The organism is Streptomyces durocortorensis, from assembly GCF_031760065.1.
In the GTDB taxonomy this organism is placed as follows: Bacteria; Actinomycetota; Actinomycetes; order Streptomycetales; family Streptomycetaceae; genus Streptomyces.
On the sequence record NZ_CP134500.1, the window covers coordinates 6,786,970 to 6,805,836 of the forward strand.

Genomic DNA, 18,867 nt, shown 5'->3' on the forward strand with positions numbered 1-18,867 from the left:
CTGATTGCGGGCATGACAGATCGCCTGCACGACTGCCTGCACGACTGTCTGCACGACCGCTTGCCCGAGCGCTCGCGTCCGCCTGCTCGCCTGCTCCACCGCTCGCTCGTCCGCTTGCCCGACCGAGGAGAAGCGCTTGTCATCGTCGCCCCCTGCCTCGCGTGCCGTGCCCTTCGTACGCGCCCGCGTCGGCCGTTGGCTCGTCCTGCTGCGACTGCTGCCGCGCGTGGGCGGCGGGCTGCTGTCGGCCGCCGTCGTCCTCAACGTCCTCATCGGCCTCCTTCCGTTGGCCTTCATCGTCTGGATGAGCGTGCTGCTGGACCGGCTGCCGGACGCCCAGGCCGTGTCCGGCGGTACGGCCGGGGTGCTCGCCGCCCTGTTCCTGGCCCTCGGCGCCTTCGTCCTCCAGCAGTTGCTGGCCCCCTTGCAGGCCGTGCTCGGCGAGGTGGCGACGCGCAAGGTGGACGGGCAGTGCGTGACCGGGCTGATGGACACCGCCCTGCGCCGCTCGCCGGTCTCGATGCTGGAACGCGAGGAGACCCTCGACCTGCTCAGCGACGCCCGGGGCGCCTTCGACCGGCTGCTGCCCACGCCGGGCGACGCGGTGGGCGGGGCGATCGCGCTGATCGCCCGCTACACCCAGCTCCTGGGGGCCGTCGTGCTCGTCGGGGTCACTCTCTCCCCGTGGGCGGGCATCCTGACCGGGGCCACCGCGCTGGTCCTGCGGTTCGGACAGCGCGGCTCGCTCGGCCGGTTCTCCGAGCTCTACCAGGACATGGCCGGACAGCGGCGCCGTATCGCGTACATGCTCCGGACCGCCGGGGGCACCGATGCCGCCAAGGAGATCCGCGTCCTGGGTCTTGCCGACTGGTTCCGGACCCGCCACCACCAGGACATGCGGGACTACCTCGACCCGCTGTGGGCGGGGCGCCGCCGCATCCTGATGGGGCCGTTCGTCGTGCTGGCCCTGGTCGGTCTGGCGGGCGGCACAGGCGTCCTGCTGCTGCTCGCCGGGCCCGCCGCCCGCGGTGAGCTGTCGCTGCTGACCATGGCAGTCGCGCTCCAGGCCGTGCTCATCCCCATGCGGTTCGGGGTCTACTTCCCCGAGTGCGATGTGCAGACCCTGTACGGCATGCAGTCGTACGACTCCCTCACCGCCTTCACGCGCCGAGCCGCCGAGGAGGCGGCGATTCCCCGGGCCGCCTCCGGCCCACCGGTCGCCTCCGGCCCCCCGGCCGCCGCCGGGGCCACGGCTCCGGCCGGAGGCCCGCCGGCCCGGGGCATCCGGTTCGAGGACGTCGTCTTCCGCTACACGCCCGACGGACCCGCCGTGCTCGACCATCTCGACCTGGAGATCGAGGCGGGCCGTTCGACCGCCGTCGTCGGCCTCAACGGCGCGGGCAAGACCACCCTGGTCAAGCTGCTCACCCGCCTCCACGAACCGTCGTCCGGGCGCATCACGGCCGACGGCACGGACGTGAGGAACCTGTCCGACAGCGAATGGCAGCGCCGACTGGCCGTCATCTTCCAGAAGTTCAACCAGTACGAGCTGTCCCTGCGCGACAACGTCGTGCTCGGCGCCCCCGGCGGCGGCACCCCCGACCCCCGCGCATTCGACGCCGCCGTGGCCCGCGCGGGCCTGGACGACATCCTGGCCCGGCTCCCGGAGGGCCCGGACACCGTGCTCTCCCGCCAGTACGAAGGCGGCGTCGACCTCTCCGGCGGACAGTGGCAACGCGTCGCGCTCGCCCGCGCGTTCTACGCCGCCGAGCGCGGGTCGCACCTGCTCGTCCTGGACGAGCCGACGGCCCAGCTGGACGTCCGCGCCGAGGTGGAGTTCTTCGACCGCTTCCTCACCATGACCAAGGGGCTGACCAGCGTGGTCATCTCGCACCGCTTCTCGACCGTCCGCCGGGCCGACCGCATCGTCGTCCTGGAGCACGGCAAGGTCGCCGAACAGGGCACCCACGAGGAGCTGACCGCCCTCGGCGGCCGGTACGCCGAACTGTTCCGCCTCCAGGCGCAGCGCTTCGCCGGTCCCGTCCCGGAGGAGGCCCGGTGACCACCCTCTTCACGGCCGTACGCACCCTGCTCGTCCTGGCCCACCGGCTGGACCGCAGGCGCCTCCACACCGCAGCCCTCCTGCTCCTCGTCGGCCTCCTGGCCACCCCCGCCATGGCCCTGCTGCTGCGGGAGTTCACCGACAGCGCCCTCGACGGAGCCGTGGCCACCACGGCCTGGCTCGCCGTCGGCGTCGCCGTCGCCCTGGTCCTCGAACTGTCCATGGGGCACTTCGCGCACCTCTTCTACTTCGAGCTGGGCGAACAGCAGGAGACCGCGCTGCACCAGCAGGTGCTGGCCGTCTCCAACGGCACCCGCGGCCTGGAACACCTGGACAGCGCGGAGTTCGCCGACACGCTGACGCTGGTCCGCGAGGACGTGTCCCGTACCAGGGCCTCGCTGGAGGCCGTACTCCAGATCTGCGGCCTCGCCCTCCAGGCCGTCATCACCACCGTCATCCTCGCCACCGTCAACCCGTGGCTCGCGCTGCTGCCCCTCGCGGCGGTGCCGCCGGTCCTGGTCGCCGACCGCGCCCAGGCCGTCCTCGACCGGGCCAAGGAGCGCTCGGCGGAGTCCACCCGGCTCAGCCGCCACCTGCTGGCGCTCGCGACGTCCGGGCACTCCGTGCCCGAGGCCCGCCTCGCCGGTGCGGAGGGGGAGCTGATGCGGCTCCAGGCGGCGGCCTGGCAGCGGTCCACCGATCTGCTGCGGCGTGCCGCCCTGCGCGCGGCCGCCCTGCGGGCAGGCGGGCAGCTGCTGTTCGCGCTCGCCTACGGAGGCGGACTGTGGCTGGTGATCCGCCAGGCGCTGGACGGAGCCGCCGGGGCCGGCGACATCATTCTCGTCATCGCGCTCGCGGTGCAGGTCAGCGTCCAGGTGGCGAGCGGGCTCGGCCTGCTCGCGATGCTCCAGGGCGCCGGCCGTACCTTCGAACGCCTCGACCGGCTCCGCGCCATGGCGGCCGAGGAACCAGGCCCGGCCTCGCGTCCCGCCCCGGACCGGCTGGAGCAGGGCATCCGCCTGGAGAACGTGTCCTTCCGCTACCCCGGCAGCGACCGTGACGTGCTCGCCGACGTCAGCCTCACCCTCCCCGCCGGAGCGACCGTCGCCCTCGTCGGGGAGAACGGCGCGGGCAAGTCCACGCTGGTCAAGCTGTTGTGCGGGATGTACCGCCCCACCTCCGGCCGCATCCTGGTGGACGGCACCGACCTGAACGACCTCGACCCCGCACAATGGTCCGCCCGGATCGCCCCCCTCTTCCAGGACTTCGCCCGGCTCGAACTGCCGCTGCGCGAGAACGTGGGGGTCGGACGGCTGTCCGCGCTGCACGACGACCCCGCCCTGCGCGAGGCGATCGCCGAGGCCCGCGCCGAGCGGGTGCTCGACCGGGTGCCGGACGGCCTGGACGGACTGCTCGGCAAGGGGTACGGCGACGGCGCCGAACTGTCCGGCGGCCAGTGGCAGCTGCTCGGCCTCGCCCGCTGCCTCCTCCGGGAGGACCCGCTGCTGATGCTGCTCGACGAACCGGCCTCCGCCCTGGACGCGGCCGCCGAGCACGAGCTGTTCCAGCGGTTCACCGACGCGGCCGACCGGGCCCGCTCCGACTCCGGCTCGCTGACCCTCTTCATCTCCCACCGGTTCTCCACGGTCCGGTCCGCCGATCTGATCGTCGTGCTGGAGAACGGCACGGTCCACGAACACGGCAGCCACGACCAGCTCCTCGCCCGGCGGGGCCTCTACGCGGAGCTCTTCGAGCTCCAGGCCCGCGCCTACCGCTGACCGACACCCCACCCCCTCCCGGGAAGGACCCCATGCCGACGCCGCGCCCCGCCCGCATCCGCCGCCGCCCCCACCTGCACCGCGCCGCCTCGAACACCCCGTACTTCAGCGCGGACGGGGAGTCGTACCTCGCGCAGACCTCCCTGCGCGAACTCGACAAGTCGCGCCCGCTGCGGGTGCTCAGCGAGGAGGACTTCGCGCACTGGCAGACGTACGGCTACGTCGTCGTACGCGAGGCGATCCCCGCGGCCGCCGCGCGCAGGCTCCTCGACTTCACGTGGGACTTCCAGGGCCTCGACCCGAACCGGCCCGACAGCTGGCACGAGGACCGGCCGTTCCGCTCGGACCTGGACCGCCAGCTCCACATCTACGGCTTCGTGGAGGCGTACCACCACCAGCTCCTCTGGGACAGTCGCATGACGCGGCGGGTGTACGACGCGTTCGTCGACGTCTGGGACTGCGAGGAGCTGTGGGTGACCCTGGACCGGCTCAACCTCAACCCGCCCAACATCAAGAACCGCGACCGGGCCCTGATCGAGCCCACGGACCGGGGCTTCGACATCGAGCTGCACTGGGACATCGACACCACGCTCGACGTCCCGCCCCAGCGCGTCCAGGGGATCATCGCGCTCAACGACACCCGGCCCGAGCTGGGCGGTTTCCAGTGCTCGCCCGAGCTGTTCCGCCGGTTCGACCGGTGGAAGGCCGTGCAGCCGGAGGACCGGGACCCGATCAGACCCGCCGTCGACCGGGACGAGTTCCCCGTCGTACGGCCGGATCTCCGCCCGGGCGACCTGCTGATCTGGAACGGCCTCCTCGCCCACGGCGTGGCGCGCAACACCTCGCGGGACGGGGCGCGGGCGGTCCAGTACCTCGCCATGATGCCCGCGCTGGAGGAGCACGAGACGCTGCGCTCCTCCCGGGTCGAGTCCTGGCGGCACCTCAGGACCCCGCGCTGGAACAGGACACTGGCCGGGGATGCGATCCGGCACGAGTCCCTCCGGTACGAGACGGCCACCCTGGACGGCCTCGGCCGCCGCCTCCTCGGCCTTACCTCGTGGCACGACAAGGACGAGACGGAAGACGCGGACGGGCCGGCGGCCCGGGCCGGGGAACCGAGCGGAAAGCCGGCATGCGACGTATCTGCCTAGCCCTCCCCACCAACCGGGCCTGCACCGAAGCCATCGCGGCGCTCGGCGCGGAAGCGGAGTACGCGGCCCGCCGCTTCGGCGCCGAGGTCCGGCTGCTGATCCTCGACACCTCCGAACCGGCCGCGCTCGCCGGGAACCGCGCGGCTGCCGACGCGCTGCGCCCGACCCCCGGAGTCGTCGTCCACCACCTCGACGAGGAGCGACAGCGGACGTTCCTGCGTACGGCCCTGGAACGGTCCGGCACCGAAGCGCCCGACCGGGTGCTCGGCCTGATGCTGCCCGACGGCGTGTCCTACGGCGCCTGCACCAACCGGGCGTTCCTCGTCGCGAGCGCCCTGGGCTGTACGTCCGTCCACCGGAGGGACTCCGACGGCCGCTACCAGAGTCACGAGGGAGAGCCCGTCTTCCCCGTCCACCACGAGCTGACGTCCCTCGGGCGACGGGCCGCCGACGTGGCCGCCGCCGGTCTTCCCACCAGGACCCGGCTCGACCCGGCCTGCGCGGACCGGCCGGTGGCGCTGGTCGGCGGCTCCTTCATCGGCGAGATGTCGGTGGACCTGGAGGAGATGAGCCGGGCCGACCCGGCCGTCTACCACGACGTCGTCGGCCTCTCGATCCCCGCCGAGTGCCCGGAGATCTGGCGGCGGAAGCTGGTGGACGAGTCCTTCCGGGGCGCCGGCACCACACCCTTCACCCGCGACCACACCACCCTCACCGCCGTCAGCCCGGCACGGGTGGACATGTGCAACATCAGCTTCATCGACGACGTCTACGAACGCGTCCCCCTGCCACCCGCCACCGACACCATCGGCAGCGACTACTTCCTCACCCACCTGGTGCACGACGCGAAGCTCCCCGGCGTCCTGCACAACCGCCACATCGTCAACTACTACACCGGCGAGCGCCGCACCGACCGGGGCTTCCTCGCCTACCAGCTCCGCTTCGTGCGGTTCCTGCTGTCGATGCACTACTTCAACGCCGTCTACGCCCGTATGACCGCCGCGGGCGAGAGTCTCCTCGACGGCGACGGGCACGTGCGCGCCTCCCTCGTCGCCGGGTACGTCAGGGAAAGTACCCTGCTCGACCGTACGGAGAACGGGGAACGGCTCGACGTGCTCGACCGGGCCTACCGCACCCTGGGCCACCGCTACACCGAGGTCGCCGACGCCATGGCCGCCCGCCGCCGGGAGCTGCTGGACAAGGCGGCGGACGACATGGCCGACTTCGCCCTCCTCATCGACGCCTGGCAGCCGCTGATGCGGGCGGCCCGCTCCGGGGAAGCGGCGAGGGCGGTGAACGGCGCCTGAGCGACCGGGCCCTCAGGCGAGGAGCTTCGCCTTGGCCCGGTCGTACTCCTCGGGGGTGAGCGCGCCCTTGTCCTTCAGCTCCGCGAGCTTCGCCAGATCGGTCACGTGGCCGTTCCCGCCGGACCCGCCCTGCGTTCCCGCGGCTTCCTGTACGTACTTCCGGAAGGCCGCCTCCGAGTCCTTGGCCAGCTGGGCGTCACGCTCGTGCATGCTGCGCCCGCGGACGATGAGGTAGATCAGCACGCCCAGGTAGGGCAGCAGGATCACGAGGACCAGCCAGCCGGCCTTGGCCCAGCCGTTCAGCGAGTGGTCCCGGAAGAGGTCGGTGATCACCTTGAACAGCAGGAAGAACCACATGACCCAGAGGAACAGGTACAGCATGGTCAGGAAGACGTTCAGGAGCGGGTAATCGTCCATGAGGGCCTACTCCGATCGCGCGGATGGTCCCTCATTCATACATCCGGTCCGATTCACCCGCATCTGTGCGCATCCGTTACCGCGAGGTCTCCTCGGCCGGGACGATCCGCAGCACATGCGCGGGCGGGTGGGTGACGCCCAGCTCCGGCCGCCAGGCCGCCAGGATCTGCGCCGACGGATCGAACAGCGGCGTCGGCAGCTCCTCGGGCACGGTCCACCGCCAGGCGCTGATCAGATGCGGCTCGGTCACCTCCGGAACACCCGACGCGAGGCGTACGAGTGCCGCCATGCTGATGCGGTTGATCCCGCCGATCACGTCATGGACCATCGCGAAGACGTCCACGGACGCCTCGTCGACCACGAGACCGGTCTCCTCGCGCAGCTCCCGGGCGGCCGCCGCCGCGACCGACTCGTGCGTCGCGTCGACCTTGCCGCCGGGCAGCTCCCACGTACCGCTGTGGTGTCGCCCCAGCAGCACGCGCCCCTGCCCGTCCTCGACGATCACCCCGACCCCGAGCGCCGCCTGCGCCGTAGGCGGACGGGTGTTGCGGGCGGGTGCGGTCACGGGATCGGCTGTCATGGTGCTGGGTCTCCGCTCTCCGGTGCCGGTACGCCCACACCGTAGCGAAGCGACCGGGCCGGCCGGACCGGAGGTCAGGTCACCAGGCGCAGCGACGTCCCCGCGATGCCGAGCCGTACGCTCTGGCCCCAGGTCAGCTCCAGGGCGTCGGACTCCATCCCGTCGCCGAACACCGTGATCCGGTCCGACTCCACGGTCAGCCGCAGCCCCTGACCCCTCCCCAGCTCGCCCGCCACCTTCGACGTCCCGGTCGCGGGGGAGGGCCAGGCCTCGCGGACGAACCAGAGAAGCCGCGGTTCGCCCGGCGCGGGCAGGGTGAGGGTGCTGCCGCGCTCCAGCCACAGCGAGTGGAGCCAGCCCGTGGCGCCGGTGCCCGTGCCGACGAGCACCCCGGAGGAGGCCTGGGCCTCGCCCGGGGCCGCCCCGCCGTCCGGGCCCAGGCGGTAGCGGGCCGTCTGGTGACCGGGTGGACCCACGTAGATCTCGTTGAGCGCGACCAGGCGCTGGGTGTCGTCGGCGACCGCCTCGACCATGGTCAGCTCCTCCGCCCGGCCCCCGGCGGCGGTCGCGGCGCGCAGCAGGGCGGCCGCGTCGGCGCAGCGGTGGCGGACCAGGACGCCGGGGTTGCGCCCCGGATCGGTGTCGATGCCCACCACCGGCTGACCGCAGAGGTACTTCGCTGTGTTGGCGACCAGGCCGTCCTGGCCGACCACGACCACCACGTCCTCCGGCGCGAACAGGAAGCGGTCCAGGTCCGCACGCTCGACCCGGGTGGAGCGCCAGGTGAGCGGCACGGCCGCCGCCACGTCCCGCAGTGCCTGCCGCGTACGTTCGTGGCGGCGGACCACCTCGTCGATCGCCCGGCCCCGGCTCGTGAGGAAGAACGCGGCCTGCCCGTGCGTCCCGTGCCGGGCGAGCAGTTCCTCGTACTCGGTGCGCCGGTGCACCAGCACCGCCCGGGGAGCCAGGCTCACGCGCCCGGCCCGCCGTCCGGGCGACCGAGCTTGGTGAGCAGGCCGGTGAGCACGTCCGGGGAGAGCGTGACGCTCTCGATCCGCGGCAGGTTCTCCGCGAGCCGGGTCGCCGCCAGGGCGTGCAGCGTGGCCGGGTCGACCTCGCCGTGCACCCGCAGCCAGCGGGCCTGGGCCTCGGCGCGGGCGGCGCCCGTCTCGCGCGCCGCCTCGGCCTCCGCCCGGGCCAGGCGCACGGTGCGGGCCGCCTCGGCCTCGGTCCGTACGCCGTCGGCGGCGGCCTTCTCCTCGGCCTCGCGGCGGGCGTTGGTGCCGCGCTGGTCGACCAACTGCTCCTCGCGCCGGGCCAGTTCGATCTGGCTGGCCAGCTCGTTCTCGGCGATGGCGCGCTCGCGCTCCACGGCTACGGCCCGCCGCTCGTAGGTGGCCCGGTCCGCCTCCTGCTGGATCTGCTCGCGGGCCGGGGTGCGCAGGGCGCGCTCGACCTCGGCCTCGGGGCGGATCGCGACGACGCGCACGGCCACCACGTCGATGCCGGTTGCCGGGAGCCGGGGCTCGGCGGCGAGACCCGTGGCGACCCGTTCGCGTACGGAGGCGACGCCGTCCACCAGGGCTGCGGCCAGCGGGGTCCGGGCCAGCACGTCCAGCGTGTGCTGCTGCGCGGTCTCCGTCAGCAGGGTGGCGATCTGCTCCAGTGGCGCCCCGCGCCAGCTCCCGGTGTCCGGGTCCACGGAGAAGTCGAGCCGGTCCGCGGCCTCGGCCGGATCGCTGATCCGATAGGTGACGGTGGCCTGTACGGTGACGTCCTGGAAGTCGGCCGTACGGGCGTGGAACGCCATGGCCAGCTCCCGGTCGTCCACCGGGACTTCGGAGAGCGCCGCCGACAGTGAGCGGTACCAGAAGCTGAGCCCCCGGCCGTCGTGGGCGAGGCGGCCGCGCTTGTGGTGGCGGATGTGGGCGGTGGGCGCGGAGCGCAGATGACGCCAGCCGAAGCGGCGGGTGATGTCGGCCATGAGGCCCCCCTCTATTTCGTCAATGCGACGATAAGAGGTCCGCTCTCATATCGTCAAGGGGACGAAAAGGGGGGATCGGTCCGGCGCGCCAGGTGTCTCGCCGGGATTCCGCCGCCGCCGTGCACCGCGAGATCGGCGCCGTTGACGTACGAGGAGAGGTCGCACGCCAGCCACAGGCAGGCGCGGGCCACGTCCTCCGGCTCCGCCAGCCGCCGCATCGGGATCGTCCCGGCGACCGACTCTCCGCCGTCCTCGCCGTACAGTGCGGCGGCGTTCTCGGTGCGGATGAGGCCCGCGGTGATGTGGTTGACCCGGACCTTCGGCGCCCACTCCAGGGCCAGGGCCCGGGAGAGCCCCAGCAGGCCCGCCTTGGCCGCGGAGTAGGCCGCCGTGCCCGGCTGCGGATCGTGGGCGGAGACGCTGCCGATGTTGATCACGCTGCCGCCGGTCGTCTGCTCCCGCATCGCCAGGTTCGCCGCCTGGGCCACGTAGAACGGGGCGAGGAGATTGAGGGCGACCACCTTCTCGACGAAGCGCGGGGAGACGGTCGCCGCGTCGGCGTCGGGGGAGCCGCCCGCGTTGTTCACGAGGACGTCGAGCCGCCCGAACCGCCCGGCCGCCGCGGCGACCAGGTCCGCGGCCGCCCCAGGGTCGCGTACGTCCGCCGCCCGGAACGCCGCCTCGCGTCCGCCCGTCGACGGCAGGGCGGCGGGGGCGGTGCGCCCGCACACCAGGACGTTCGCGCCGCTCGCCAGAAAGGCCCGCGCGATCGCGGCCCCGAGTCCTTTGGTGCCGCCGGTCACGAGCACCGCGCGCCCGGTGAAGTCGATGCGCCGGGACTGGTCCATGGTCCGCCTCCGTGGTTCGCCTTCCGGGCAGAGGGTTCGCCGTAATCTACCAAGCGCTTGTTAGAACCAATAGATGCGTCGGGAGGCAGGTGCGCCGGGAAACACGTGCGGCCGGTGGCCTCCGCAGAGGTCACCGGCCGCACGGGCGGTGCGCCGCCCCCGTCCCCACGGTGCGGCGCCGGGTGGACCGGCCCCCATCCGCTGGGACGGGCGGTCCACGTCTGTCAGGACTCCGGCACCCGTGCCGTGAGTCCGAGGCTCGGGAAGATCGCGCTCTCCACGAACCGGGTCAGATACGCCGCGTCGGCGTAGCGCCCCTCCAGTAGCGGCCGGGCGCGCAGCACGCCGAGCAGCTGGGCCGGTACAAACGCGGCGGCCGGCAGGTCCGCGGGGATCTCGCCGCGCTCCTGGCCCCGCCGGACCATCGCGTCGATGGCCGCGACCTCCGGCACGATCAGCGCCTCGCGCAGCGCGGACAACAGCTCCGGGCTCTGGAGTGCGGCATGGCTGAGGGCGTGCATCAGCGGAGTGTCGCTCTCCGAGGCCTTCCCGATCGCCTGTGCGGCCTCCAGCAGGTCCCCGGCCAGCGTCCCGGTGTCGATGTGGGGCAGCCGCATCCGCCGGGTGCCGTGCAGTGCGGCGACGACCAGCTCCGGCTTGGACCCCCACTGCCGGTACAGCGTCGACTTCCCGCACCGGGTTCGGGCGGCGACCCCCTCCATGGTCAGCGACTCGTAACCGCTCTCCCGCAACAGGTCCAGCACCGCTTCGTACAGCTCCTGCGCCCGCTCCGGTGTGATCTTCGACCGGCGGGAGGCGAGGGCTGACTCCGGTGCGGAATCGGGCGAGGGCATGGGCTGTACCTCCTGCGGCGGTGCGGCGAGGTTCTCGATACGCCAGTGTACCGATACGCGGGTGTACCGATACGCCAACGTATCGGTACACTGGCGTATCGATTCGGCATGGACTGGACCATGCCGTCCTGACACCGCTTCGCATCCAAGGGGGCACCGGGTGACGCACGCCCGCACCGAGCCCACGGACCAGGAGCCGGACATACGTGCCCGACCGCCCCTCGTCCGCGAGTTCCTTCTCGTGGCCGGACTCTTCCTGGCCTACAAACTCGGCCGCCGGGCGGCCAACGGCCATGTCGAGGAAGCGTTCCGCAACGCGGGGAACGTCTGGGACCTTGAACGGACCCTGCGCCTGCCCGGCGAGGGCGCCGTCCAGGACCTGCTGCTGCACAGCCAGACCCTGATCCACGCGGCGAACACGTACTACGCCGCCGTGCACTTCCCGGCCACAGCCCTCTTCCTGGTCTGGCTCTACTGGCGCCGCCCCCGCCACTACCTCTGGTCACGCCGCGTCCTCGCCGCGCTCACCGCCGCCGCCCTCGTGCTGCACCTGCTGTTCCCGCTGGCTCCGCCCCGGATGTTCCCGGCCGCCGGAATGGTCGACACCGGGCAGGTCTACGGCCCGACGGTGTACGGGCAGACGCCCGCGACCGACACGATGGCGAACCAGTTCGCCGCGATGCCCTCACTGCACGTCGGCTGGGCGGTCATGGTCGCCGTCGGGCTGATCGCCGCGACCCGCTCCCGGTGGCGCGGGCTGTGGCTGCTGCACCCCGCGCTGACGCTGCTCGTCGTGGTGGGCACCGCGAACCACTACTGGCTCGACGCGATCGTGGCCGTCGCGCTGCTCGCCGTCGCGTTCGCCGTTTTCAGACTGCCGGTGTCGGGTGGGGCTGTGGTGTCCGGTGGGGGCACGGTGTCGGGTGGATCGGTGGTGTCCGGTGGAGGTGCCGACGCGCCGCCGGCCCTCGGGAGCTCCGCCGGGGCGCCCGACGCACCACCCGCCGCGGAGGCTGCCCCGGTGCGCATCCCCGGTCCTGAGCTCGTCCCTGAGCCCACCCCCCAGCCCGTCCCTGAGCCCGCGCCGACCGGGGCCGCCCGATGAGCGGCACCCTGATCGCCGTCGCCCTGTCCCTCGTCTCCGCCGGTGCCTACGCGGCCGCCGCCGTGGCGCAGTCCCGGCTCGCCGGACGCACCGAGCCCTCCGCCGGAGTCCTGCGGCTGCTGGGCCGGGGCGCGTGGTGGTCGGCGGTCGGCCTCAACGCGGCGGGCGCGCTGCTGCATGTCGCCGCACTCAACTACGGGCCGCTCACCCTGGTCCAGCCGCTCGGCGCGCTCACGCTCGTCGTCGCCGTCCCGCTCGGCGCGCGCGCCGCCGGACGCAGGGTCGGCCGCATCGAGTGGCAGGGCACGGTCCTCACCCTGCTCGGCCTCGGCGCGCTGCTCCTGACCGCGGGCGGCTCCGCCCCGCACGACACCCTCACCCTGCCCGAGGCCCTCGGCGTGGGAGCGGCCACCATGGCGGTCGTCGCCGGACTCAGCCGCCCGGGAGCCCGCCCAGGCCTCCGGCACGCGGCGGCCTCCGGGATCACCTCGGGCGTCGCCTCCGCCCTCACCCAGACCCTCACGGTCGCCGTCACCGACCACTCCGGCGGCCCGCTGTTCAGCTGGCGGCTGCTGACCGTGGCGCTGCTCGTCTCGGCCTTCGCGATGGGCGGTCTGCTGCTGTCCCAGACCGCCTACCGGGGCGGGCTCGGCGCCCCGCTCGCCGTCGTCACCCTCGCCAACCCGGTCGCCGCCGCCGCGATCGGCCTGGCCCTGCTCGGCGAACGGCTCCAGGGCGGCCCGGTCAGCCTGGTCCTGGCGCTGCTCGGTACGGCCGCGGCCGTACGCGGCGTGATCCTCCTGAGCCGGGCCCAGGCGCGCACCACGGACAGCGCGGCCCAGGCGCGCGCCACGGACAGCATGGCTGAGGTGCGCGGCACGGAGCCGGGGCGCGCGGCCGATGGGCCTTCCCCGGAAGGGCCGGTCCCCTCGCGGGTGGTCATCGGCAGCCCCCGCCCCGTGGTCGTCGCGGAACCCGTGGCCGTACAGGCGGGCGGCGGACCCCACCCGTGACGGGCGGTACGGTCAGCCGTCCAGGTCCGCGATGGCCCGGGTGAGCCAGCCGATCCAGAACGTCTCCAGGTCGATGCCGCCCCGCAGCACCAGATACCGCAGTCGGCTCTCGTCAGTGGTCGGCGAGGGGGTGAAGTCCCGCTCCTCGATCTTCCGGTACTCCGCCAACTGCCGCTCGTGGAGCGAGAGATGGCGGCGCAGCTCCGCGCCCATTCCGTTCGTCCCGACGACCGCCGCCGCCCGCATCCGCAGCAGCAGCGGATCACGGACCGGGCGCGGGTCCTCGGGCAGCGCCACCCAGGCCGCCAGTTCCTCGCGGCCCGCGGGCAGTACCTCGTACTCCTTCTTCTGCCCCCGGGCCGGCACCGCCGACGGCAGCGCCCTGATCCGCCCGGCCTGCTCCAGTTTCCCCAGCTCGCGATAGATCTGCTGATGGGTCGAGGACCAGAAGTAGCCGAACGACCGGTCGAACCTGCGGGTCAGCTCCAGACCTGAGGAAGGCTTCTCCAACAGGGCGGTGAGAATCGCGTGCGGCAGTGACATGACGTGCATCCTAAGTACGGGGCTCACAGAGGTGCTGGGCTCCCGGCAGGACGTGCGCTCACGGAAGTACGGGACTCCCGGCGGGATGCGCGCTCACAGAGCCGCGGCCAGCTCCGTGCCCTGGCGGATCGCCCGCTTCGCGTCCAGCTCGGCCGCCACGTCCGCGCCGCCGATCAGATGGACCGGGCCGCCCGCCGCGCGCAGTTCCTCGTACAGCTCCCGGCGCGGTTCCTGGCCCGCGCAGAGCACGACCGTGTCCACGGGCAGCACCCGCCGCTCGCCGTCGACGGTGAGGTGGAGGCCCTGGTCGTCGATCAGGTCGTAGGAGGCGCCCGCGATCATCTCGACGCCCCGGTGGCGCAGTTCGGTGCGGTGGATCCAGCCCGTCGTCTTGCCGAGCCCCGCGCCGACCTTGGTGGTCTTGCGCTGGATCAGGTGGACGGTGCGCGGCGGCTTGGGGCGCTCGGGGGCGCGCAGGCCCCCGCGCTCCGCGTAGGCCGTGTCCACGCCCCACTGCCGGAAGAACGTGTCGGCGTCCAGGCTCGCAGCCTCGCCGCCGTCGGTGAGGAACTCCGCGACGTCGAAGCCGATGCCGCCCGCGCCCACGATCGCGACCCGGTCACCGACCGGCGCCCCGTCGCGCAGCACGTCCAGATAGCTGACCACGCTCGGGTGGTCCGTTCCGGGGATCGCGGGGGTACGGGGTTCGACGCCGGTGGCGAGCACGATCTCGTCGAAGCCGTCCAGCGTTCCGGTGTGCGCCCGGGTGGACAGGCGCACCTCGACGTCCAGCTCGGCCAGTCGCGTACGGAAGTAGCGCAGCGTCTCGTCGAACTCCTCCTTGCCCGGCACCCGGCGGGCCACGTTCAGCTGGCCGCCGATCTCGTCGGCGGTGTCGAACAGCGTGACCGCGTGGCCCCGCTCGGCCGCGGTCACCGAGCACGCGAGGCCCGCCGGACCGGCGCCGACGACAGCGACGCGCTTACGGGTCCGGGTCGGGCTCAGGACCAGCTCGGTCTCGTGGCAGGCACGCGGATTGACCAGGCAGGAGGTGATCTGGAGGCTGAAGATGTGGTCCAGGCACGCCTGGTTGCACCCGATGCAGGTGTTGATCGCGTCCGCCCGGCCCGCCGCCGCCTTGGCGACGAACTCCGGGTCGGCGAGGAAGGGCCGGGCCATGGAGACCATGTCCGCCCGGCCGGAGGCGAGGATCTCCTCGGCGACCTCGGGGGTGTTGATGCGGTTGCTCGTCACCAGCGGTACGGAGACCGCGCCGCGCACCTTCTCGGTCACCCAGCTGAACGCACCGCGCGGCACGGAGGTGGCGATGGTGGGGATGCGCGCCTCGTGCCAGCCGATGCCGGTGTTGATGATCGTCGCGCCCGCCGCCTCGATCTCCCTGGCGAGCGTCACGACCTCCTCCAGCGTCGAACCGCCCGGCACCAGGTCCAGCATCGAGAGCCGGTAGATGAGGATGAAGTCGCTGCCGACCCGCTCGCGGACCCGGCGCACGATCTCCACGGGGAACTGGATGCGGTTCTCGTACGAGCCGCCCCAGCGGTCGGTGCGGTGGTTGGTCGCGGAGACGATGAACTCGTTGATCAGATAGCCCTCGGATCCCATGATCTCGACGCCGTCGTATCCGGCGTGCCGCGCCAGCTCCGCCGCCCTGACGAACTCCTCGATGGTCTCCTCGACCTGGTCGTCGGTGAGGGCGTTCGGGGTGAACCCGCTGATCGGGGCCTTGAGGGCGCTCGGGGCGACCAGGTCGGGGTGGTGGGCGTACCGTCCGAAGTGCAGGATCTGCATCGCGATCCGGCCGCCCGCCGCGTGCACCGCCGAGGTGATCTCCCGGTGCTGCTCCGCCTCCGCCTCGGTCGTCATCTTCGCCCCGCCGGGGAAGGAGCAGGCCCGCTCGCTGGGGGCGATGCCACCGGTGACCATGAGGCCGACGCCGCCCCGGGCGCGCTCGGCGTAGAAGGCCGCCATCCGCTCGAAGCCGCGTTCGGCCTCCTCAAGGCCGATGTGCATCGAGCCCATGAGCACCCGGTTGGGGAGCGTGGTGAACCCGAGGTCCAGCGGGCTCAGCAGATTCGGGTACAGGCTCATCCGGGGTCTCCTCCACACGGGGTCGTCGCGTCAGTTGTAGACCACCGCGAGACCCTTATGCAACAAGTTGCACAATGATCTGCGTCGCACCGGGGCCTTGGGGCGACCGGTCCGTGTCCCGTACGGCGTAATCGGCCGGGCCCGCCCGCCCCCGTCCGGCGAGAGTGGGAGCCGTACCGCAAGCCCCCCACCCCGGGAGTCCCCATGGTCCGCGTCAACCGGCGTGATCTCGGTCTGCTCGCCCTGCGCGTCGGCACCGGCGCGGTGCTCGCCGCCCACGGCAGCCAGAAGCTGGCCGGATGGTTCGGCGGCGGAGGTATCCAGGGCACCACGGCCGCGATGGAGGCGATGGGGTTCCACCCGCCCAAGCACAGCGCTGTGGCCGCCGGTCTCGGCGAGGCGGGCGGCGGCGCACTGCTGGCGCTGGGGCTCGCCACCCCGGCGGCGGGCGCCGCGGCCGCCGGAGCCATGGCCGGTGCGGTCGCCGTGCACGCCCCGGCGGGCTTCTTCGCCCAGGGCGGCGGCTACGAGTACCCGGCGTTCCTCGGCTTCACCGCCGCGGCCATCGGCCTGACCGGCCCCGGACGCTACTCGGTGGACCACGCCACCTGCCATGTCTTCGACCGTCCCTGGATGGTCGCACTGGCCTTCGCGGGCAGTGCGGCCGCCGCCGCCGTGGTGGTCGGCAAGCGCGCGAAGGGGCAGTCCGGCCGGACTCAGGAGGAGTCCTGATGAGCACGGGCCCCGCCCGGCCTTCCGGCTCCACGACGCCTCCTGGCTCCAGGCCTCCCGGCTCCGCTTCGCGCACTTCCTCCTTCTGCCGTACGCGCCCGGCTGGTCGATGATCGTGATCGCCCTGGACCTCTTCGTGATCTGGACCCCGGCCGCCTACCGGGACCCGGGCCGGGCTCCGGGGGACGCGCGGCGTCGACCCTAGGACGTCTCGCGGCTCAGCGTCCCCGGCCACCACGCCTTCGGGCCGATGTCCCGCACCAGCGCCGGGACGAGGAGCGAGCGGACGACCAGGGTGTCCAGCAGGACGCCGAAGGCCACGATGAACGCGATCTGGAGCAGGAACGCCAGCGGGATCACACCGAGTGCGGCGAAGGTGGCCGCCAGGACGACGCCCGCCGACGTGATGACCCCGCCGGTTGTGGTCAGCCCGCGCAGGATGCCCTCTCTGGTGCCGTGCCGCAGCGACTCCTCCCGGACCCGGGACATCAGGAAGATGTTGTAGTCGACACCCAGGGCGACCAGGAACACGAATCCGTACAGCGGCACCGATGAATCCGTGCCGCTGAAGCCGAACACATGGGTGAAGACCAACGAGGAGATGCCGAGCGTGGCCAGGAAGTTCAGCGCCACGGTCGCCACGAGCAGCACCGGCATGAGCAGTGACCGCAGCAGGAAGACCAGGATCACCAGGATGATCGCCAGCACCACCGGCACGATCAGCATGCGGTCGTTCTCCGCCGTGCGCCGTGTGTCGTACTGCTGAGCGGTGTAGCCGCCGACCAGGGCGTCCGATCCGGGTACCGCGTGGACTTCGGTGCGCAGCGCGGCCACCGTCTCCTTGGCGTTGTCGCTGTCGGCCGCGTCCTTCAGGGTCGCGTCGATGCGGACCCTGCCGTCGACGACGAGGGGTTCGCCGTCCGGCCGCCCGCTCGCACTCACCGGCGCGACCGAGGCCACCCCGTCGGTACGGGTGGCGGCCTCGGTCACCTCGGTCAGCCGGTCGGCCGCCGCGACGATCACCACCGGATTGCCCGAGCCGCCGGGGAAGTGCTCGCTCAGCGTCTCCTGGGCGGTCACGGACGGGGCGTCGTTGACGAAGATCTCGTCCAGGGGCACGCCCTTGGAGGTGAGTGTGGGGGCGAACGCGGCACAGGCGATCAGGGCCGCCAGGGTGATCGCCCAGACCTTGCGGGGCGCACGGTCGACGAGGGCCGCGACCTTGCGCCAGATGCCGTGGCCGCCGGACGCCTTGTCGTCGGCGGGCCTGGGCTTCGCCGGCCAGTAGGCGGCCCGGCCCAGCAGCACAAGGACGGCGGGCAGGAAGGTGAGAGCGCTCAGGACCGAGCAGACGATGCCGATCGCGCCCACGGGACCGAGGGCCCGGTTGTTGGTGAGGTCGCTGAGCAGCAGCGCGAGCAGACCGGCCGCCACCGTCGCGGCGCTCGCCGTGATCGGGCCGAAGGACTCGCGCAGCGCGATACGCATCGCGGTGAACCGGTCTTCGTGTACGGCGAGTTCCTCCCGGAACCGGGCTGTGAGCAGCAGCGCGTAGTCCGTCGCCGCGCCGATCACCAGGATCGACAGAATGCCCTGCACCTGACCGTCCACGCGCACGATGTCGTGGTCGGCGAGGAAGTAGACGATCGCACAGGACAGGGCGAGGGCGAACACCGCGCCGATGATGATGACGAAGGGCAGCAGCACACTGCGGTAGACCAGCAGCAGGATGACGAGCACCGTGGTCAGGGCGACCCCGAGCAGCAGCCCGTCGATGCCCGCGAAGGCGTCGGAAAGGTCGGCCTGGCTCGCGGCCGGACCCGCCAGCCGGACCGTCGTACCGGACACGGACGCGCCCGCCTCCTCGATCCTCTCCAGTACGGTCGGCAGCTCGTCCCCGAGGCCGGGGCTCAGCTGCACGATGCCCTGGAGCGCGAGGCCGTCCTCGGAGGGCAGCGCGGGGGAGGGGGTTCCGACGACGCCCTCGCTTCCGGCGAGCGAGGCGAGGGCGCCGGTGGCGGCCTCCCGCTGCCCGTCGTCCACCGGGGCGTCCTTCTCCGCGGAGGTCCAGACGAGGATGGCCGGCAGGGTCTCGTTCTGCTGGAACGCCTTCTGGGCATCGATGACTTGGGTGGACTCGGCGTTCTGCGGCAGAAAGGCCGCCTGGTCGTTGGTGGCGACCTCGCCGAGCTTCCCGGCGTACGGGCCGAGCCCGCCGCCGATGCAGAGCCAGGCGATCAGCAGAACGACGGGGATCAGCCGGCGGACCGACCGTGCAGGGGTGGACATGCCTCTCCCGGGGGTGGAGGTACCTCATCGATGAACAATCTCAATCGTTGAAATACATTACGCGAGTGCTCGCGAAGACAACCGCAAGGGGGGGT

General features: G+C 72.6%; 17 protein-coding genes. 8 read left to right on the forward strand and 9 right to left on the reverse strand.

Features of this window, described 5'->3' with window-relative positions:
- Positions 1–136 precede the first annotated feature (136 nt).
- Genes RI138_RS29935 through RI138_RS29950 form a run of 4 tightly spaced genes read left to right on the forward strand, consistent with a single transcriptional unit; the run spans position 137 to position 6,298 of the window.
- Positions 137–2,062: an ABC transporter ATP-binding protein gene (locus tag RI138_RS29935; protein ID WP_311122396.1), complete on the forward strand. Its 1,926-nt coding sequence runs from the start codon at positions 137–139 to the stop codon at positions 2,060–2,062.
- Positions 2,059–3,840, forward strand: coding sequence for an ABC transporter ATP-binding protein (locus RI138_RS29940; RefSeq protein WP_311122397.1), 1,782 nt, complete (start codon positions 2,059–2,061; stop codon positions 3,838–3,840). Before RI138_RS29935 ends, RI138_RS29940 begins: the two co-directional genes overlap by 4 nt.
- Positions 3,841–3,872: 32 nt before the next feature.
- Complete coding sequence (locus tag RI138_RS29945) at positions 3,873–4,991, forward strand: phytanoyl-CoA dioxygenase family protein (RefSeq protein WP_311122398.1); 1,119 nt, start codon at positions 3,873–3,875, stop codon at positions 4,989–4,991.
- Entirely contained in the window at positions 4,973–6,298 is a 1,326-nt protein-coding gene (locus RI138_RS29950; protein WP_311122399.1) for a DUF6271 family protein, read from the forward strand. The genes RI138_RS29945 and RI138_RS29950 overlap by 19 nt, the downstream gene beginning before the upstream one ends.
- Positions 6,299–6,310: 12 nt before the next feature.
- Here the strand turns inward: RI138_RS29950 and RI138_RS29955 are convergent, their stop codons facing one another.
- The 6 genes from RI138_RS29955 to RI138_RS29980 all read right to left on the reverse strand — a co-directional run bounded on the left by RI138_RS29955 (position 6,311) and on the right by RI138_RS29980 (position 10,981).
- Complete coding sequence (locus RI138_RS29955) at positions 6,311–6,715, reverse strand: SHOCT domain-containing protein (RefSeq protein WP_311122400.1); 405 nt, start codon at positions 6,713–6,715, stop codon at positions 6,311–6,313.
- 76 nt (positions 6,716–6,791) lie between these two features.
- Positions 6,792–7,295, reverse strand: coding sequence for a nucleotide triphosphate diphosphatase NUDT15 (locus tag RI138_RS29960; RefSeq protein WP_311122401.1), 504 nt, complete (start codon positions 7,293–7,295; stop codon positions 6,792–6,794).
- A gap of 74 nt (positions 7,296–7,369) precedes the next feature.
- Positions 7,370–8,269, reverse strand: coding sequence for a hypothetical protein (locus tag RI138_RS29965; RefSeq protein WP_311122402.1), 900 nt, complete (start codon positions 8,267–8,269; stop codon positions 7,370–7,372).
- On the reverse strand, positions 8,266–9,279 hold the full coding sequence (locus RI138_RS29970; protein WP_311122403.1) for an SPFH domain-containing protein: 1,014 nt from the start codon (positions 9,277–9,279) through the stop codon (positions 8,266–8,268). Before RI138_RS29970 ends, RI138_RS29965 begins: the two co-directional genes overlap by 4 nt.
- 53 nt (positions 9,280–9,332) lie before the next feature.
- On the reverse strand, positions 9,333–10,127 hold the full coding sequence (locus tag RI138_RS29975) for an SDR family oxidoreductase (RefSeq protein ID WP_311122404.1): 795 nt from the start codon (positions 10,125–10,127) through the stop codon (positions 9,333–9,335).
- Between the two features lie 224 nt (positions 10,128–10,351).
- Positions 10,352–10,981 (reverse strand): TetR/AcrR family transcriptional regulator, encoded by a 630-nt coding sequence (locus RI138_RS29980; protein ID WP_311122405.1) that lies wholly within the window; start codon positions 10,979–10,981, stop codon positions 10,352–10,354.
- Positions 10,982–11,141: 160 nt separating this feature from the next.
- On the opposite strand from RI138_RS29980, the gene RI138_RS29985 reads away from it, so the two are divergent.
- Positions 11,142–12,086 carry a phosphatase PAP2 family protein gene (locus tag RI138_RS29985; protein WP_311122406.1) on the forward strand — a complete coding sequence of 315 codons (945 nt, stop codon included), beginning with the start codon at positions 11,142–11,144 and terminating at the stop codon, positions 12,084–12,086.
- Positions 12,083–13,099 carry a DMT family protein gene (locus tag RI138_RS29990; protein WP_311122407.1) on the forward strand — a complete coding sequence of 339 codons (1,017 nt, stop codon included), beginning with the start codon at positions 12,083–12,085 and terminating at the stop codon, positions 13,097–13,099. Before RI138_RS29985 ends, RI138_RS29990 begins: the two co-directional genes overlap by 4 nt.
- Positions 13,100–13,111: 12 nt before the next feature.
- Here the strand turns inward: RI138_RS29990 and RI138_RS29995 are convergent, their stop codons facing one another.
- Together RI138_RS29995 and RI138_RS30000 are read right to left on the reverse strand one after the other, a co-directional pair.
- Positions 13,112–13,642 (reverse strand): PadR family transcriptional regulator, encoded by a 531-nt coding sequence (locus RI138_RS29995; protein ID WP_311122408.1) that lies wholly within the window; start codon positions 13,640–13,642, stop codon positions 13,112–13,114.
- 93 nt (positions 13,643–13,735) lie between these two features.
- Positions 13,736–15,751, reverse strand: coding sequence for an NADPH-dependent 2,4-dienoyl-CoA reductase (locus RI138_RS30000; RefSeq protein WP_311122409.1), 2,016 nt, complete (start codon positions 15,749–15,751; stop codon positions 13,736–13,738).
- 204 nt (positions 15,752–15,955) lie between these two features.
- Here RI138_RS30000 and RI138_RS30005 point away from each other — a divergent pair, with 204 nt between their 5' ends.
- Complete coding sequence (locus RI138_RS30005) at positions 15,956–16,483, forward strand: DoxX family protein (protein WP_096627354.1); 528 nt, start codon at positions 15,956–15,958, stop codon at positions 16,481–16,483.
- Complete coding sequence (locus tag RI138_RS32560) at positions 16,365–16,688, forward strand: DUF7144 family membrane protein (protein WP_449343301.1); 324 nt, start codon at positions 16,365–16,367, stop codon at positions 16,686–16,688. The genes RI138_RS30005 and RI138_RS32560 overlap by 119 nt, the downstream gene beginning before the upstream one ends.
- Here the strand turns inward: RI138_RS32560 and RI138_RS30010 are convergent.
- Positions 16,685–18,772, reverse strand: coding sequence for an MMPL family transporter (locus RI138_RS30010; RefSeq protein ID WP_311122410.1), 2,088 nt, complete (start codon positions 18,770–18,772; stop codon positions 16,685–16,687). The two genes, RI138_RS32560 and RI138_RS30010, sit on opposite strands and share 4 nt — an antisense overlap.
- Between the last annotated feature and the right edge of the window lie 95 nt (positions 18,773–18,867).